The sequence below is a fragment of the Streptomyces sp. NBC_01506 genome, assembly GCF_045040295.1.
GTDB lineage: Bacteria > Actinomycetota > Actinomycetes > Streptomycetales > Streptomycetaceae > Streptomyces.
Genome location: NZ_CP109422.1, coordinates 3,970,295 through 3,985,624 on the forward strand (window position 1 = coordinate 3,970,295; position 15,330 = coordinate 3,985,624).

12 protein-coding genes and 1 pseudogene are annotated in these 15,330 nt (G+C 71.4%); 4 read left to right on the forward strand and 9 right to left on the reverse strand.

Annotated elements, in window-relative coordinates; translation table 11 throughout:
* Nucleotides 1-6: 6 nt before the first annotated feature.
* From OG329_RS17290 to ssd, 7 genes and pseudogenes are all read right to left on the reverse strand, one after another.
* A pseudogene (locus tag OG329_RS17290) lies at nucleotides 7-267 on the reverse strand (Rv3654c family TadE-like protein); the annotation flags it as partial.
* On the reverse strand, nucleotides 264-695 hold the full coding sequence (locus OG329_RS17295) for a TadE family type IV pilus minor pilin (protein WP_405796131.1): 432 nt from the start codon (nucleotides 693-695) through the stop codon (nucleotides 264-266). The pseudogene OG329_RS17290 and the gene OG329_RS17295, both read right to left, overlap by 4 nt.
* The gene (locus OG329_RS17300) at nucleotides 682-981 is read right to left on the reverse strand and encodes a DUF4244 domain-containing protein (RefSeq protein WP_405796133.1); all 300 of its coding nucleotides are present in this window, start codon (nucleotides 979-981) and stop codon (nucleotides 682-684) included. The genes OG329_RS17295 and OG329_RS17300 overlap by 14 nt, the downstream gene beginning before the upstream one ends.
* A gap of 36 nt (nucleotides 982-1,017) precedes the next feature.
* Nucleotides 1,018-1,809, reverse strand: coding sequence for a type II secretion system F family protein (locus tag OG329_RS17305; protein ID WP_405796134.1), 792 nt, complete (start codon nucleotides 1,807-1,809; stop codon nucleotides 1,018-1,020).
* Entirely contained in the window at nucleotides 1,806-2,687 is an 882-nt protein-coding gene (locus tag OG329_RS17310; RefSeq protein ID WP_405796136.1) for a type II secretion system F family protein, read from the reverse strand. Before OG329_RS17310 ends, OG329_RS17305 begins: the two co-directional genes overlap by 4 nt.
* Nucleotides 2,684-3,865: a TadA family conjugal transfer-associated ATPase gene (locus OG329_RS17315; RefSeq protein WP_405796137.1), complete on the reverse strand. Its 1,182-nt coding sequence runs from the start codon at nucleotides 3,863-3,865 to the stop codon at nucleotides 2,684-2,686. The genes OG329_RS17310 and OG329_RS17315 overlap by 4 nt, the downstream gene beginning before the upstream one ends.
* Nucleotides 3,862-4,977, reverse strand: coding sequence for a septum site-determining protein Ssd (gene ssd / locus OG329_RS17320; protein WP_405796139.1), 1,116 nt, complete (start codon nucleotides 4,975-4,977; stop codon nucleotides 3,862-3,864). Before ssd ends, OG329_RS17315 begins: the two co-directional genes overlap by 4 nt.
* Before the next feature lie 569 nt (nucleotides 4,978-5,546).
* Between ssd and OG329_RS17325 the strand changes: the two genes are divergently transcribed.
* Nucleotides 5,547-6,383: an HAD-IB family hydrolase gene (locus tag OG329_RS17325; protein WP_405796140.1), complete on the forward strand. Its 837-nt coding sequence runs from the start codon at nucleotides 5,547-5,549 to the stop codon at nucleotides 6,381-6,383.
* A 405-nt stretch (nucleotides 6,384-6,788) separates the two neighbouring features.
* Here OG329_RS17325 and OG329_RS17330 read toward each other — a convergent pair whose 3' ends face one another.
* Nucleotides 6,789-7,688, reverse strand: coding sequence for an oxidoreductase (locus OG329_RS17330; protein ID WP_405796141.1), 900 nt, complete (start codon nucleotides 7,686-7,688; stop codon nucleotides 6,789-6,791).
* Nucleotides 7,689-7,790: 102 nt separating this feature from the next.
* Here OG329_RS17330 and OG329_RS17335 point away from each other — a divergent pair, with 102 nt between their 5' ends.
* On the forward strand, nucleotides 7,791-8,777 hold the full coding sequence (locus OG329_RS17335) for an ATP-binding protein (protein WP_405796143.1): 987 nt from the start codon (nucleotides 7,791-7,793) through the stop codon (nucleotides 8,775-8,777).
* A 68-nt stretch (nucleotides 8,778-8,845) separates the two neighbouring features.
* Here OG329_RS17335 and OG329_RS17340 read toward each other — a convergent pair whose 3' ends face one another.
* Nucleotides 8,846-10,204 carry a hypothetical protein gene (locus OG329_RS17340; RefSeq protein ID WP_405796144.1) on the reverse strand — a complete coding sequence of 453 codons (1,359 nt, stop codon included), beginning with the start codon at nucleotides 10,202-10,204 and terminating at the stop codon, nucleotides 8,846-8,848.
* Nucleotides 10,205-10,504: 300 nt separating this feature from the next.
* Here OG329_RS17340 and OG329_RS17345 point away from each other — a divergent pair, with 300 nt between their 5' ends.
* Complete coding sequence (locus OG329_RS17345) at nucleotides 10,505-13,099, forward strand: SulP family inorganic anion transporter (protein WP_405796145.1); 2,595 nt, start codon at nucleotides 10,505-10,507, stop codon at nucleotides 13,097-13,099.
* 259 nt (nucleotides 13,100-13,358) lie between these two features.
* Nucleotides 13,359-15,317 carry an acetate--CoA ligase gene (acs, locus tag OG329_RS17350; protein WP_405796146.1) on the forward strand — a complete coding sequence of 653 codons (1,959 nt, stop codon included), beginning with the start codon at nucleotides 13,359-13,361 and terminating at the stop codon, nucleotides 15,315-15,317.
* Nucleotides 15,318-15,330: the final 13 nt, after the last annotated feature.

A 15,330-nucleotide genomic window follows, 5' to 3' on the forward strand; every position in this document is an offset into this window, starting at 1 on the left:
GGTCACGTCCGCGATCTCGCCGACCAGCGCGCACCGCACCACCTGCGCGCCCTGCGCACCGGCCACCTCGGCCGCCCGCGCGCAGGCGGCCTCCGCCCCGCGCGGCGCGTACCCGGCCGCCGCCAGCGCCGCCAGGTCCGCCGCCGAGCCCGCGCGGTGCCTGGCCACCACCGCCTGGCCCATGGCGAGGATCACCGCGAACACGGCACACAGCGCGGTCGTCGCCAGGGCCGCCCACACCGTCGCCGACCCCCGGTCCCGGCTCATGGGGCCTCCTCCCTGGGGCCGGCCACGCCCGCAGCCGCGTCCTCGGCCGGTGCCACCGCTTCCGCGGCGAGCGTCAGCGCGATACCGCGCGGTCCGGGGGTCGGGGCCGCCACCCGTACCCGCCACAGGTCGTCGGACCGGGCCAGCGTGACCTCGGCGCCCGCCGGGGCGGCCGAGCGGGCGGCCTCCACCGCCGCGGCCGGGGGCTCGGAGCGGGCGGCGGCCCGCGCGCCCGCCCTGGCGGCGTCCACGCACTGGATCTGCGCGGACGCCGCCATCAGGGCCCACAGCAACGCCGCGACGAACACCACCAGCGCCGGTACCGCCACGGCCGTCTCCGCCGTCACCGATCCCCGGTCGCCGTCCTCCCCGTGCGGTCGGGACGTCCCGACCGCACCGGCCACCGCTGCGGACTCAGAACTTCGCATCGAGGGCGTTCCCGATGACCGACTCCAGGGCGCCGGTGACGGACGCACCCGTGACCACCCGGTAGAGCCCGGCGGCGAGCCCGCACGCGGCGAGCGTCACCATCGCGTACTCGGCACTCACATTTCCGCAGTCCGCCCGCGAGCCGGTACGGATCCGCAGGCCGGTTCGCGCCCCCGGGCCGGCACCGACCCGGAGCCTGCTCCGGCGCAGCCGGCTCACCCTGCTCGCCTCCTCCACCACACGCCACATCTGTCGTCCTGACAGCCGGCCCACCCGCATCTTCATGTCAACCTCCTGTTGGATCAGCACAGTTGAAACAGCTCAGTTGCCCCGCAGCAGCCCGCTCGCCAGGCCGATGACCACCGGGGCCACCCCCACCGCCAGAAAGGCGGGCAGGAAACACAGCCCCACCGGGGCGGTGATCAGCGCCTGGGCCCGGCCCGCGCGCGCCGCCGCCCGCCGGGCGCGCTCGGCCCTGAGGCCGTCGGCCAGCCGGGCTACGGGCTCCGCCGCCGGCGCTCCCGTGGATCCGGCCCGCTCCAGACAGCGGGCCAGGTCCGAGGCGCCCGGTATCTCGCCGAACCGCCCCCACGTCTCGACCGGATCACCTCCGAGCCGCAGCGCCGCCGCCGTACTGACCAACCGCTCGCCCACGGGCCCGCCCAGCGACTCCCCCACCGCCTCCGCCGCCTCGCGCGGACCCGCGCCCGCCGAGACGCAGGCGGCCAACAGATCGGCGGCGAGCGGCAATTGCCGCGCGGCCTCGTCCGTGGTCGCGGTGGCGTCCGGCTTACGGGTACGCAGCCACCGCCCGGCGCCGTACGCACAGGCGAGCCCCACGACCGGTCCGACGATCCCGCCGACCAGAGCCCAGCCGAGGCACCCGGCCCCCAGCGGCGGCCCCCACCGCCTGAGCCAGACTCCGTACTCCGGTCGCACGCGCGACCGACCGGGCGCGGCGTCCAGGGCCAGCAGCGCCACCGTCCGTCCCCGCGCGGCCCGTTCACCCCGCCACCCCGACCACGCGAGGACCACGGACACCACCGCCGCCAGCAGCGCGGCGCCCACCCACACCCTGTGGACGAACTCCCCTTGCGCGAACCCTCCGTTCATGACGCGCCCCCGCCCCGGACGATCCGCCCGGCCCACCAGAAGCCCGTCACCTCCAGCAGCCCGCCCACCACCAGACAGCCCAGCCCGGCAGGGGTGTGCAGCAGCACCCCCACCGGGTCGGCGCCCATGGCCCAGCCCATCGCCAGACCCACCAGGGGCAGGAGCGCCAGCACCACGACCGTGGACCACGCGCCGGCCAACTGGGCACGCAGGGCGTCCCGTTGATCCTGCTGCGCCCGCAGAGCGGCGCCCAGCCGTTCGATACCGGCGGCCAGTCCCGCGCCACCGTCCACCGCGACCCGCCAGCAGGCCGCCACCCCGACGAGACCTTCCGCGCCCGGTTGCCGCGCCGCCTTCCGCAGGGCGGCAGGCACGTCGCCGCCGAAGCGGGCGGCCGCGACCACGAGGGCGAGTTCCGGGCCGCCGCGGCCACGGTCGAGCGCCCGGACGGTCGTCGCGATCGCGTCGGCCGGTTGCGCCCCGGCTCTCAACTCCCCGACGAGCACGTCGCAGAGACGGCGCATGACCTCGCCCCGCCGCTCCGCCGCGCGCCGCCGCTCCCCGGCCCGCAGCCGCCGCCTCACGAGCGGCACCGCCACCGCACCGGCGACCAGCGGCAGCACCGACTCACCCCACAGGGCGAGCACCACCGCGACGGGCAGACAGAACCACTCCTTGGGCAGCCCCGTCAGCCGCTCGCGCACTCTCCTCACCGCGGGCCCGGTCGTGCCCGTGCGGCCGAACAGCGCCTCCGCCCGCCGCGACACCCGCCCCCGTTCGACCAGTTGCCAGACCGCCGGCCCCGCGCACACGGCGGCACAGAAGGCGATGACGCTCAGGGGAAGCGGGAGCGGGAGCACCCCCTCCAGCGCCGTCACAGCGCACCCCCGATCAGCGACCGCAGCCTCGGCCAGCCCCGTTCGTACGCGAACCCCGCCGCGCCCCAGCGCAGCGCGGGCACCGGCACCACCAGCCCCGCCGCCTCCCGCTCCAGCACATGCACCTCGGCGATACGACGCGTCCCGGCCCGGTCCCGTACGAGATGGATCACCACCGACAGCGCGGCGGCCAACTGGCTGTGCAGAGCGGCCCGGTCCAGCCCGGCGGCCGTCCCGAGGGCTTCCAGCCGCGCGGGCACGTCGGCGGCGGTGTTCGCGTGGACCGTCCCGCAGCCACCCTCGTGGCCCGTGTTGAGAGCCGCGAGGAGCGTGGTCACCTCCGCTCCGCGCACCTCACCGACCACCAGCCGGTCCGGCCGCATCCGCAGCGCCTGCCGCACCAGGTCCTCCAGTGTCACCTCGCCCACGCCCTCCTGGTTGGCGGGACGCGCCTCCAGGCGCACCACATGCGGATGGTCGGGCCTCAACTCGGCCGAGTCCTCGGCGAGTACGATCCGCTCGCGCTCCCCCACCAGGCCGAGCAAGGCTGACAAAAGGGTGGTCTTCCCTGACCCCGTCCCCCCGCTGATCAGGAACGACACCCTCGCCTCGATCAGCGCCCGCAGCAGCCGCTCGCCGCCCGGCGGCACCGTCCCCGCGGCGGTCAACTCCGCCGGGGAGAAGGCCCGGGGACGCACCACCCGCAGCGACAGATGCGTCGATCCGACGGCCACCGGCGGCAGCACCGCGTGCATCCGTGTCCCGTCGGGCAGCCGGGCGTCCACCCACGGGCGCGCGTCGTCCAGCCGCCTGCCCGCGACGGCGGCGAGCCGCTGCGCCAGCCTCCGTACGGCCGGGGCATCAGCGAACAACACGTCCGTCAGCTCCAGCCCGCCGCCCCGGTCCACCCAGACCCGGTCGGGCGCCGAGACCAGCACGTCGGTCACGCGCGGATCGGCGAGCAAGGGCTCCAGCGGTCCCGTCCCGACCAGCTCGCACCTCAACTCCTCGGCGGCGCCGAGCACTTCCGTGTCCCCCAGGAGCCTCCCCTGGGCCCTCAGAGCCGCCGCCACGCGCGCCGGGGTCGGCTCGGCCCCGCTCTCCGCCAGACGCTGCCGTACGGCGTCCAGGAGCGCTCCACCGACCTGCGCGCCCCTGGCGCGCGCCACGGCGCTCACGCGGCCACGCTCCCGTCCCCGGCGCCGACCAGCGCCCGGTCCCAGAACGCCGCGCAGAACCGCGCCAGCGGACCCCGCGCGCTCGCCCCCGGTGGTGACCCGCTCTCCTGCGCGGCCAACAAGCCGGGCTCCAGTGGAAGTTCACCCACCAGCGGCAGCCGCAGCGCGTCGGCCACCCACCGGTCGTCCAGCCCGCTCGCGTACGGCCCACGGACCACCGCCCGCAGATCCGGCAGGACCATGCCCACCAGGGACGCGACCCGGCCCGCGGCGGCGACGGCCCGCAGCTCCCCCGGCACCACCAGCAGCCCGACATCCAACTGCGCCAGCGCCTCCGCCACGCCCTCGTCGACCCGGCGCGGAAGATCCACCACCACGGCCCCGCCACGCCTGCGGGCCGCCGCCAGGACGGACCGCATGGCCTCGGGCGGGACCAGTACGCGATCGCCCCGGTCCCAACTGAGAACCCGCAGATCGTGCAGTCGGGGCAGCGACTCCTCCAGCGCACCGCCCGCCACCCGCCCCTTGGAACCGGCGAAATCCGGCCATCGGCGGCCCTCGACCCGCTCACCACCGAGCAGCACGTCGAGCCCGCCGCCCAGCGGGTCGCCGTCGATGAGCATCGTCCGCAGGCCCTGCCGCGCGGCTGTGACCGCCAGGGCGCAGGCGAGCGTGGAAGCCCCGGCGCCACCCCGGCCGCCGATCACCCCGACGGTGAGCGCCTGGCGTCCCGCCCCTTCGGCGACGTCGGCGATCCGGTCCACCAGCCAGCTCTCGGCGTCGGGCAGGCGCAGGACGCACTCGGCGCCGATCTCGACGGCCCACCGCCATACATCCGGCTTGTCCTGGTCCCGGCCGACGAGCAGCACATCCCGGCGCCGGGTGGCGGACCGGCAGCGCGCGGCCGCGTCGTCGCCCACCAGCACCAGCGGTGCGGACTCCCAGCCGCCCCGTCGCTCGGGCACCGAATGGTGCACCTCCGGCTCCGCGCCCGCGGCCGCGCACAGCCGCAGCAGATCGTCGAGCAGGTCGACGTCCTCCGTCACGATCAGCGGTCCGGCCCGGCGCCCTTCGGCGACCGGCGAGCGGTCGGACGTCCTGAATCCAGCCATTGTCTCCACCCCCTATTACCGCGATCCCGGATCGAGGTCCGCAGTCGCGTCGAAGCGCTCACCCACACCTTCCGGGGACACCCGAAGGGCATCCGCGGAGCGGGCTCTCAGCGATCTCGAAGTGATCCGGCATCTGTGATTCCGGCTACCGCGAACTTTCGCGGTCGAAAATCACCGTGCACCACGCGGAAAAATCGTGTGGATCTTGCTCAAAAGCTGTGGACAACTCACCGGTTGTGAATATCTCCGTAGCTCATACCGGTGACATCCGAGAGCAGCCCGACAACTACGCACAGTGACGGGTAGAGTGCGAATCACACCCGCGCACGCGAAGCGCCATGAGGGGAGGGGATGTGGGGTGGCCACGGGTCCGGGCGTCAGAAACGCATCCGGACATGCGACGACCCCCGCCGGGGGGGAGAGCGGGGGTCGTCCCCCAGACCGACTCGGGGGGGGAGGAGCCGGACCAGGTGAGCACGGTCGCGAACGATCCGTGACTTCCATGGTGTACCCGAGAGCCTTCTCAGGCAAACCCACGCGCCGTACCTTACGCCGAATGGTGGGCGCCTATGCTCGACTTCGTGGAAAACCACTCCTTGCCTCGCACAGCGGCCTTCTTTGACCTGGACAAGACGGTCATTGCGAAGTCGTCGACGTTGACCTTCAGCAAGTCCTTCTATCAAGGCGGACTGATCAACCGCCGAGCCGTACTGCGCACCGCATACATGCAGTTCGTCTTTCTCGCCGGCGGCGCCGATCACGACCAGATGGAGCGCATGCGCGAGTACCTCTCCGCGATCTGCAAGGGCTGGAACGTCCAGCAGGTCAGGGAGATCGTCACCGAGACGCTCCACGACCTCATCGACCCGATCATCTACGACGAGGCCGCGTCCCTCATCGAGGATCACCACACGGCCGGACGCGACGTGGTGATCGTCTCCACGTCGGGCGCGGAGGTCGTCGAACCGATCGGCGAACTCCTCGGCGCCGACCGGGTCGTGGCGACCCGTATGGTCGTCGGCGCCGACGGCTGCTTCACGGGCGAGATCGAGTACTACGCGTACGGGCCGACCAAGGCCGCGGCGGTCAAGGCGCTCGCCGCGTCCGAGGGGTACGACCTGGACCGCTGTTACGCGTACAGCGACTCCGTCACCGATCTGCCGATGCTCCAGTCGGTCGGCCATCCGTACGCGGTCAATCCGGACCGGGCGCTGCGGCGTGAGGCGATGGCCCGTGATTGGCCGGTTCTCGCCTTCGAGCGGCCGGTCCGGCTCAAGCAGCGACTGCCCGCCTTCTCCATGCCGCCACGGCCGGCGCTCGTCGCGGCGGCAGCGGTGGGCGCCGCGGCGGCCACGGCCGGACTGGTCTGGTTCGCGAGCCGGCGGCGTCAGGCGGCCTCCGTATGACCGGACCGACCGCGGTCGGGCGATTCGCCCCTATTTGAAGCTAAAAGTAAAGTTGCGGAGCGAGGGCTTTCGCTTGCCTCCGGACAGGAGTACAAAGGAATCAACGGCCCGCGAGACCAAGGACATCCGCGAGGATGACCTGTTGACGCACCAAGGCCCCACGGACCGAGCATGAAAACCGAGTACCCACGCGACGTCGACCCGTCGATTACGGGCCAGCCGCACCAGGGACGGGCGAAGCACCCGACCTGATGGGCAAACTACGAGGACGCTTGGTAACCCGGTGGACGTGCCAGCGGCGGTACCCCTGCGGTGCCGCCGCATTTCTGTCCGGGCGGCTCTGTCCGTGCGGCTCTGTCCGTGCGGCTCTGTCCGTGCGGCGGCGACCTGTCCGGCGGGCCGGACTCAGGCCGCGCCGCGCTGAAGCGCCTCGCACACCGCCGTCGACTCCCTGACACCCAGCTCGACAGCGCGCCCGCAGTGCGCGATCCAGGCCGCCATCCCCTCCGGCGTCCCCGACAGATAGCCGTCGAACGCCGCCACGTACGCGGCACGCCCCAGCTCCGCGTGCCCGACCTCGGACGGACAGATCGACTTGGGGTCGAGCCCACTGCCGATCAGCACGATCCGTTCGGCGGCGCGCGCCACCAGGCCGTTGTACGAGCCGAAGGGGCGCAGCGCCAGGAGTTCACCGTGGACCACGGCGGACATGACGAGCGCGGGCGCCGAACTCCCCGCGACCACCAGCGCGGAGAGCCCGTCGAGCCGTCCGGCCACCTCGTCGGAGCCGGGCAGGGGCGCCTCGATCAGTGACGCGGGGCTGTCCGGCCCCGGCGCCTCGACGACCGGTTCACCGGCCAGCCTCGGCCGCCCGACCGTCTCCCCCACGACCTCGGCAGCCGCACCGGCACCACCAACACCACCGGCCGCCACCAGATGCAGCCGGGCCAGCACCCGCACCGGCGACTGCCGCCAGATGGTGAGCAGTTGGCCCGCCTCGGCCGTCAACCGAAGCGCGGCTCCCACCGTCAGCGCGTCGGCCCCGGTACCGAAGTCGCTGCGCCTGCGCACCTCTTCCAGCGCCCAGTCAGCCCCGGAGAGCGCCGCCGACCCGCGCGCCGCACGCAGCGCGGCCTCCGAGGTGACCTCGTTGCTGCGCCGTCTCATCACCCGGTGTCCGTAGACCCGGTCGACCGCCTCGCGCACCGAATCCACCGCGTCGGGGACGCCCGGCAGGGAGCCCAGCGCGGCGAGAGGGTCGTGCTCCTGTGGAGCGGACGAAGCGTTCGGGGCTGTCGTACTCATAGGTAGCAAGGCTACGCGCCCATGGCGCGCGCCCCACGTTGGAGTGGTCTTCTTCACCCGAAGTAACAGCACACAGCAACAGGAGTACTACGCTAGGTGAACATGAAGATCGCTTTCGTGGGTAAGGGCGGCAGCGGCAAGACGACGCTGGCCTCGCTCTTCATCCGCCATCTGACCGCCAACGAGGCCCCCGTCATCGCGGTGGACGCCGACATCAACCAGCATCTCGGGGCCGCGCTCGGCCTCGACGAGGAGCAGACCACCGCGCTGCCCGCGATGGGCGCGCATCTGCCGCTCATCAAGGAGTACCTGCGGGGCACCAACCAGCGCATCACGTCCGCCGATTCGATGATCAAGACGACGCCGCCGGGCGAGGGCTCCCGACTGCTGCGGGTCCGTGAGTCCAATCCGGTGTACGACGCCTGCTCCCGCACCGTCCAACTGGACGACGGCGACATCCAACTGATGGCGACGGGGCCCTTCGCCGAGTCCGACCTGGGGGTGGCCTGCTACCACTCCAAGGTCGGCGCGGTCGAACTCTTCCTGAACCACCTGGTCGACGGCCCGGACGAATACGTCGTCGTCGACATGACAGCGGGCTCGGACTCGTTCGCGTCCGGGATGTTCACCCGGTTCGACATGACGTTCCTGGTCGTTGAGCCGACGCGTAAGGGTGTGTCCGTCTACCGCCAGTACAAGGAGTACGCGCGGGACTTCGGCATCGCGCTGAACGTCGTCGGCAACAAGGTCCAGGCCCAGGACGACGTGGACTTCCTCCAGGACGAGGTGGGCGACGACCTGCTCGTCACGGTCGGGCACTCCAACTGGGTGCGGTCCATGGAGAAGGGCCGCCCCTCACCCTTCGAACTGCTGGAGGCCGAAAACCGGGTGGCGCTCCAGGTCCTGGAGGACGCGGCCGAGGACTCGTACGCGAACCGCGACTGGGAGCGCTACACGCGGCAGATGGTGCACTTCCACCTCAGGAACGCGGAGAGCTGGGGCAATGCGAAGACAGGCGCGGACCTGGCCGCACAGGTCGACCCGGCGTTCGTCCTGCGCGAGGACGCGGCGGTTCCGCAGCCGAGCTGAACGGCGCTGCGGTGGTACCGGCGGCGCGTCGACGCGCCGCCGGTACCACCGCGCCCTGAGCCCTTGGTTCAGCGCTCGGCCGCCCCCTGCTCGGAGCCGGAGCCGGAGCCGGAGCCGGTGTCCGAGCCCGGGTCCGAGCCCGGGTCCGCGCCCGGGTCCGGAGCAGCCGGAGCCGCCGGAGCGACCGGGGCCTTGGCCGCCGTCAGATACGACTGCCAGCCGGTCTTGGGCTTCTGCCCCACGCCCAGCCCCCGCAGCTTCTCCAGCGTCTGCGGGTCCTGAGCGTCCAGCCAGTCCGCGAGTTCCTTGAACGTCACGCACCGCACGCCGTCCTTCACACAGACGGTCTTGATCGTCTCCTCGACGGCGCGCATGTACGTGCCGCCGTTCCACGACTCGAAGTGGTTGCCGATGATCAGCGGCGCGCGGTTGCCCTCATAGGCGCGGTCGAATGCCTGAAGCAGACCGTCGCGCATCTGATTGCCCCAGTACTCGTGCTGGGACGGATCGCCGTTGACCGTCTTCGACTGATTGAACATGAAGTTGTAGTCCATCGCCAGCGTCTCGAACTGCCGGCCGGGCACCGGGACGAGCTGGAGCGGGATGTCCCACATGCCCTCGGTCTTCTTCGGCCAGACCTGGTTGCCGATGCCGCTGGAGTCGTAGCGGAAGCCCATCGTCCGCGCCGCCCGCATCATGTTCTTCTGCCCTTCCAGGCAGGGCGTGCGGGCGCCGGCGAGTTCCTTCTCGTAGTCGAAGGGCAGCGGGGCCTCTGCGGTCAGACCGGAGTTGGTCTTCCAGTTCTTGACGAAGGACTTGGCCTGGCTGATCTCGCTCTTCCACTCCTCGACGGACCAGTTGCCGACGCCGCCGTCCGCGCCGCAGAAGTGCCCGTTGAAGTGAGTGCCGATCTCGTTGCCGTCCTGCCAGGCACCGCGCAGTTCACGCAGGGTGTTCTTGATCCCCTCGGCGTCGTTGAAGCCGATGTCGGAGCGGCCGGCGGCGTGCTGCGGCGGGTTGTACTGCTTGGACTTGTCCTCCGGCAGCAGATATACGCCGCTGAGGAAGTACGTCATCTTCGCGTCGTACTTCTTGCCCACCTCACGGAAGTGGGAGAACAGCTTCTGGCTGTCCTCACCGGCGCCGTCCCAGGAGAACACCACGAACTGCGGCGGTTTCTCACCGGGCTTCAGACGCTCCGGCTTGAGGACACCGGGCTGGGCTCCGGTGTCCGCCGTCGAGCCGTCGCCGATGAGCCGTACCGCGCTCTTGGCCGGTCCCGCCCCCTTCTTCGCTCCGTGGGCGCCCTCCTCCGCCTTGGACTTGGCCTTCGGTTCCGGTGAACCGGCCCCCGAACATCCGGCGAGTCCCACGGCCAGCGCTGTGACAGCCGCACCGCAGGCGATCCTCTTTGTGGCGGCCAGCATCCGCCCACCTCTTCCCTCAGGTTCTGTGCGTTGACGCGTCGAAACGCCGGGCACGGCGCCGAGCGCCGACAACGTCGCACTGGGGCCCGAGGGGATCCGGTATGACAAGCCGGACAAAATGACTAATCACCGCCACGGGTGAATGTTTGCCCCATTTGCCCTGAAAGTCATGCCTGATTCTTTACTCTCCATTACGATCCATTTACTGAACGTTGATGATCCCGCCACTGCACGCCGTGACCCACGGCCGCGTTCCCCAGAAAATCCGCGACCGCGCTGCCCCGGAGGAGACGGGAAAACATGTCTGCCTGCGTCCCCACCCGCCACGACCAGCCCCACCACCCCCACACCTCTCGAACAACCCCCAAGTCACCCCAGCCACACAAGTCACGTATGTCGCGGCTGTCACGCTTCATGCGGCCGCACAGCCCGCACAGCCCCCCGCCCGGCCGGCGGCGCGGATTCCGGATCGCCGGAGCGGACTTCTCCGCCTCCATCTCGGTCTTCCTGATCGCCCTGCCGCTCTCCCTCGGTATCGCGCTCGCCACCGGCGCCCCGCTCCAGGCCGGTCTCGTCGCCGCGGCCGTGGGCGGCCTGGTGGCCGGCCGCTTCGGGGGCGCGCCGCTCCAGGTCAGCGGGCCGGCCGCAGGTCTGACCGTCGTCACGGCCGACCTGATCCATCAGTACGGCTGGCGCACCACCTGCGCCATCACGGTGCTCGCCGGCCTCGCCCAACTCGGCCTCGCCGCACTGCGCGTCGCCCGCTCGGCGCTCGCCGTCAGCCCCGCGATCGTGCACGGCATGCTGGCCGGTATCGGCGTCACCATCGCGCTCGCCCAACTGCATATCGTCCTCGGCGGCAGCCCGCAGAGCTCCGCCGTCGCCAACGTCCAGGCGCTGCCCGCCCAGTTCGCCGCTCTGCACCCGGCCGCGATCTCCGTGAGCGCGCTGACGGTGTGCGTTCTGCTCGCCTGGCCGCGTATCCCGGGACGTCCGGGCCGGATCGTACGGAAGGTGCCCGCCGCCCTCGCGGCGGTGGCGGCGGCGACCGTCGTGGCCGCCCTCGCGGGGCTGAGCCTCGACCGGGTCGATCTGCCCTCCTGGAGCAGCCATGTGCTGCCCGAGATGCCGCACGGGCCGGTGCTCGGACTGCTCGCCGCCGTCCTCACCATCACCCTGGTCGGCAGCGTCGAGTCACTGCTGTCGGCCGTCGCCGTCGACAAGTTGGTGGCCGCCCGCAAGGACCCGGACGTCCGGATTCCGCGCGCCCGGCTCGACCGGGAGCTGACCGGGCAGGGCGCGGCGAACGTGGTGTCCGGCGCGCTCGGCGGGCTGCCGATCACCGGCGTCGCCGTCCGCAGCGCGGCGAACGTGGCCGCGGGCGGGGTGAGCCGGCACGCGACGATGCTGCACGGACTGTGGATCGCCGTCGCCGCGCTGTTCCTGGTGTCGGTGCTCGATCTGATCCCGCTGGCCGCGCTCGCCGCGCTGGTCATGGTCATCGGCATCCAGATGGTCAACCTCACGCACGTGCGCAGCGTGCGGCGCAATCGCGAACTGCTCGCCTATGTGGGGACGCTGGCCGGTGTGGTGTTCACCGGTGTCCTGGAGGGGGTGGCGATCGGGGTCGCGCTGGCGGTCGGCGTCGCGCTGCACCGGCTCACCCGGACACGGATCACGTCGTACGAGCAGAACGGCGTCCACCGACTGCGCGCGGGCGGCCAGTTGACCTTCCTGGCCGTCCCCCGGCTGAGCCGACTGCTGCACCAGGTGCCGCAAGGCAGCGACTGTGTGGTCGAGTTGGACGGATCGTTCATGGACCACGCGGCGTACGAGGCGCTGCACGACTGGCAGGTCGCGCATGTGGCCCAGGGCGGCACGGTCGAGTTCACCGGCAGATCGGGCGACCCCATCGGCGAGCCCGCCGAGCCGGCGACCCACTCGAACTCCTGCTGCCGGCCGTGGACACCGTGGCGCAACCACCACTGCGGCGACCCGGTGGAGCACGCCGGGACACAGAAGCGGACGACGGACACCACGTGGGTGTCGAGCCGGGTCCAGCGTGGGCAACTGGCCAGTGGGCTCAGCTCGTTCCAGCGCAATACGGCTCCGCATGTACGGGGCGAGCTGGCGCGCCTGGCGCGCGAGGGCCAGCAGCCCTCGCAGCTCTTTCTCACCTGCGCCGACTCACGGCTGGTGACGAGCATGATCACGGCGAGTGGTCCCGGTGATCTGTTCACCGTCCGCAATGTCGGCAATCTGGTCCCCCTCCCGGGGGACGAGGGCGCGGAGGGGCCGGACGAATCGGTGGCGGCTGCGATCGAGTACGCGGTCGATGTCCTCCGGGTCGAGTCCATCACGATCTGCGGGCACTCCGGATGCGGCGCGATGCAGGCTCTCCTCAACACGCCGGACGGGACCGACGCAACCAACGGGACCCACGCGGCCCACGCGGCCCACGCGGCCGACGCGACCGCCACATCCGACGCACCCGCCTCGGCGACCGCGCCCCAGTCCTCCCCCCTCACCCGCTGGCTGCGGCACGGCCGGCCCAGCCTGGAGCGGATGAGGAGCCGCGACCACACCTGGGCCAGGATCTCCGGGCGGCTGCCGGCTGACGCGGTCGAGCAGCTCTGTCTGACCAATGTCGTCCAGCAGTTGGAGCATCTGCGCGCCCATCCGGCCGTGGTCCGGCGCATGGCCGAGGGCAAGCTCGAACTGCACGGCATGTACTTCCATGTCGGCGAGGCCCAGGCGTATCTGCTCGCGTCCGACGGCTTGTCCGGCGTTTTGGCCGGCGGATCGTCCGACAGACCGTCGGACGGCTTGTCCGGCGGCTCCGACGAGGTGTTCAACCGGGTGGCCCCGACGGCTTTCGAGGAGTCGCGCGCCTGAACCGGCACCCCGCCGCATCCGTGACAATGTGTGGCCCCGTTCCCCACCACAGCCGGGGAACGGGGCCACTCGCAGGACCACTTGTCAGCCAGCCGCCCGCCAGCCCAGCCGCATAGGTCTAAACCAATTTCCTGAAGACCCTTGTCACCCGGGCATCTGCCTGATGAGCTAGGCCCGGGGACACATAGGACGCCCTGGGAAAGGGAGATGTCGTGAGCAACAAAAGCCTGGCCAACCTGCTCAAGGAGGAGACGGAAGTATGAGCGAGAACTCTTCCCTCTCCAACCTGCTCAAGGAAGAGCGGAGGTTCGCGCCACCGGCCGAGCTGGCCGCCAACGCCAACGTGACAGCACAGGCGTATGAGCAGGCCGCGGCGGACAGGCTCGGCTTCTGGGCCGAGCAGGCCCGGCGGCTCACCTGGGCCACCGAACCGACCGAGACGCTCGACTGGTCGAACCCGCCCTTCGCGAAGTGGTTCGCGGACGGCGAGCTGAACGTCGCGTACAACTGCGTGGACCGCCACGTCGAGGCGGGCAACGGCGGCCGGGTCGCCATCCACTTCGAGGGCGAGCCGGGCGACAGCCGTTCGATCACCTACGCCGAGTTGAAGGACGAGGTCTCGCGCGCCGCCAACGCGCTCACCGAGCTGGGTGTGAGCAAGGGCGACCGCGTCGCCATCTATATGCCGATGATCCCCGAGACGGCCGTGGCGATGCTGGCCTGCGCCCGTATCGGCGCCGCGCACTCCGTGGTCTTCGGCGGCTTCTCGGCCGACGCCGTCGCGTCCCGTATCCAAGATGCCGACGCCAAGCTCGTCATCACCTCGGACGGCGGCTACCGGCGCGGCAAGCCGAGCGCGCTCAAGCCCGCGATCGACGACGCCGTCGCCCGGTGCCCGCAGGTCGAGCATGTCCTGGTGGTACGCCGCACCGGCCAGGAGACCGCGTTCAGCGAGGGCCGGGACGTGTGGTGGCACGACATCGTGGACCGCCAGTCCGCCGAGCACACGCCGGAGGCGTTCGACGCCGAGCACCCGCTGTTCATCCTGTACACGTCCGGTACGACAGGTAAGCCCAAGGGCATCCTGCACACCTCGGGCGGCTATCTCACCCAGGTGGCGTACACCCACCACGCGGTCTTCGACCTCAAGCCGGAGACGGACGTCTACTGGTGCACGGCCGACGTCGGCTGGGTGACCGGCCACTCGTACATCGTGTACGGGCCGCTGGCCAACGGCGCGACGCAGGTCATGTACGAGGGCACGCCCGACACCCCGCACCAGGGGCGCTTCTGGGAGATCGTCCAGAAGTACGGCGTGACGATCCTCTACACGGCGCCGACCGCGATCCGCACGTTCATGAAGTGGGGGGACGACATCCCCGCCAAGTTCGATCTGACGTCGCTGCGCGTGCTGGGCTCGGTCGGTGAGCCGATCAACCCCGAGGCCTGGATCTGGTATCGGCAGAACATCGGCGCGGGCAGGACCCCGGTCGTGGACACCTGGTGGCAGACCGAGACCGGCGGCATGATGATCTCCCCGCTGCCCGGTGTCACCGAGGCCAAGCCGGGCTCCGCGCAGCGCGCGCTCCCCGGTATCTCGGCGACCGTCGTGGACGACGACGGCAACGAGGTGCCCAACGGCGGCGGCGGGTATCTGGTCCTCACCGAGCCGTGGCCGTCGATGCTGCGCACCATCTGGGGCGACGACCAGCGGTTCATCGACACCTACTGGTCGCGTTTCGAGGGCAAGTACTTCGCGGGCGACGGCGCCAAGAAGGACGACGACGGCGACATCTGGCTGCTGGGCCGGGTCGACGACGTGATGCTGGTGTCGGGCCACAACATCTCCACCACGGAGGTCGAGTCGGCGCTCGTCTCGCACCCGAAGGTCGCCGAGGCGGCCGTCGTCGGCGCCGCGGACGAGACGACGGGGCAGGCGATCGTCGCGTTCGTCATCCTGCGCGGTACGGCGTCGGTGGACGACGGTCTGGTGGCCGAGTTGCGCAACCACGTCAGTACGGCGCTGGGGCCGATCGCCAAGCCCAAGCGGATCCTGCCGGTGGCCGAGCTGCCGAAGACCCGGTCGGGCAAGATCATGCGGCGGCTGCTGCGCGATGTCGCCGAGAACCGTCAGCTCGGTGACGTCACGACGCTCACCGACTCCTCGGTGATGGACCTGATCCAGACTCAGCTCCCGAGCGCGACCAGCGAGGACTGACCCGAGAGGCACG

Bases quoted from the DNA above. Each gene is read 5' to 3' on its own strand.
- ssd (WP_405796139.1), bottom strand. From the start codon at position 4,977: ATGGCTGGATTCAGGACGTCCGACCGCTCGCCGGTCGCCGAAGGGCGC.
- OG329_RS17340 (WP_405796144.1), bottom strand. From the start codon at position 10,204: ATGCTGGCCGCCACAAAGAGGATCGCCTGCGGTGCGGCTGTCACAGCG.
- OG329_RS17345 (WP_405796145.1), top strand. From the start codon at position 10,505: ATGTCTGCCTGCGTCCCCACCCGCCACGACCAGCCCCACCACCCCCAC.
- OG329_RS17325 (WP_405796140.1), top strand. From the start codon at position 5,547: ATGCTCGACTTCGTGGAAAACCACTCCTTGCCTCGCACAGCGGCCTTC.
- OG329_RS17330 (WP_405796141.1), bottom strand. From the start codon at position 7,688: ATGAGTACGACAGCCCCGAACGCTTCGTCCGCTCCACAGGAGCACGAC.
- OG329_RS17335 (WP_405796143.1), top strand. From the start codon at position 7,791: ATGAAGATCGCTTTCGTGGGTAAGGGCGGCAGCGGCAAGACGACGCTG.
- OG329_RS17300 (WP_405796133.1), bottom strand. From the start codon at position 981: ATGAAGATGCGGGTGGGCCGGCTGTCAGGACGACAGATGTGGCGTGTG.
- OG329_RS17295 (WP_405796131.1), bottom strand. From the start codon at position 695: ATGCGAAGTTCTGAGTCCGCAGCGGTGGCCGGTGCGGTCGGGACGTCC.
- acs (WP_405796146.1), top strand. From the start codon at position 13,359: ATGAGCGAGAACTCTTCCCTCTCCAACCTGCTCAAGGAAGAGCGGAGG.
- OG329_RS17305 (WP_405796134.1), bottom strand. From the start codon at position 1,809: ATGAACGGAGGGTTCGCGCAAGGGGAGTTCGTCCACAGGGTGTGGGTG.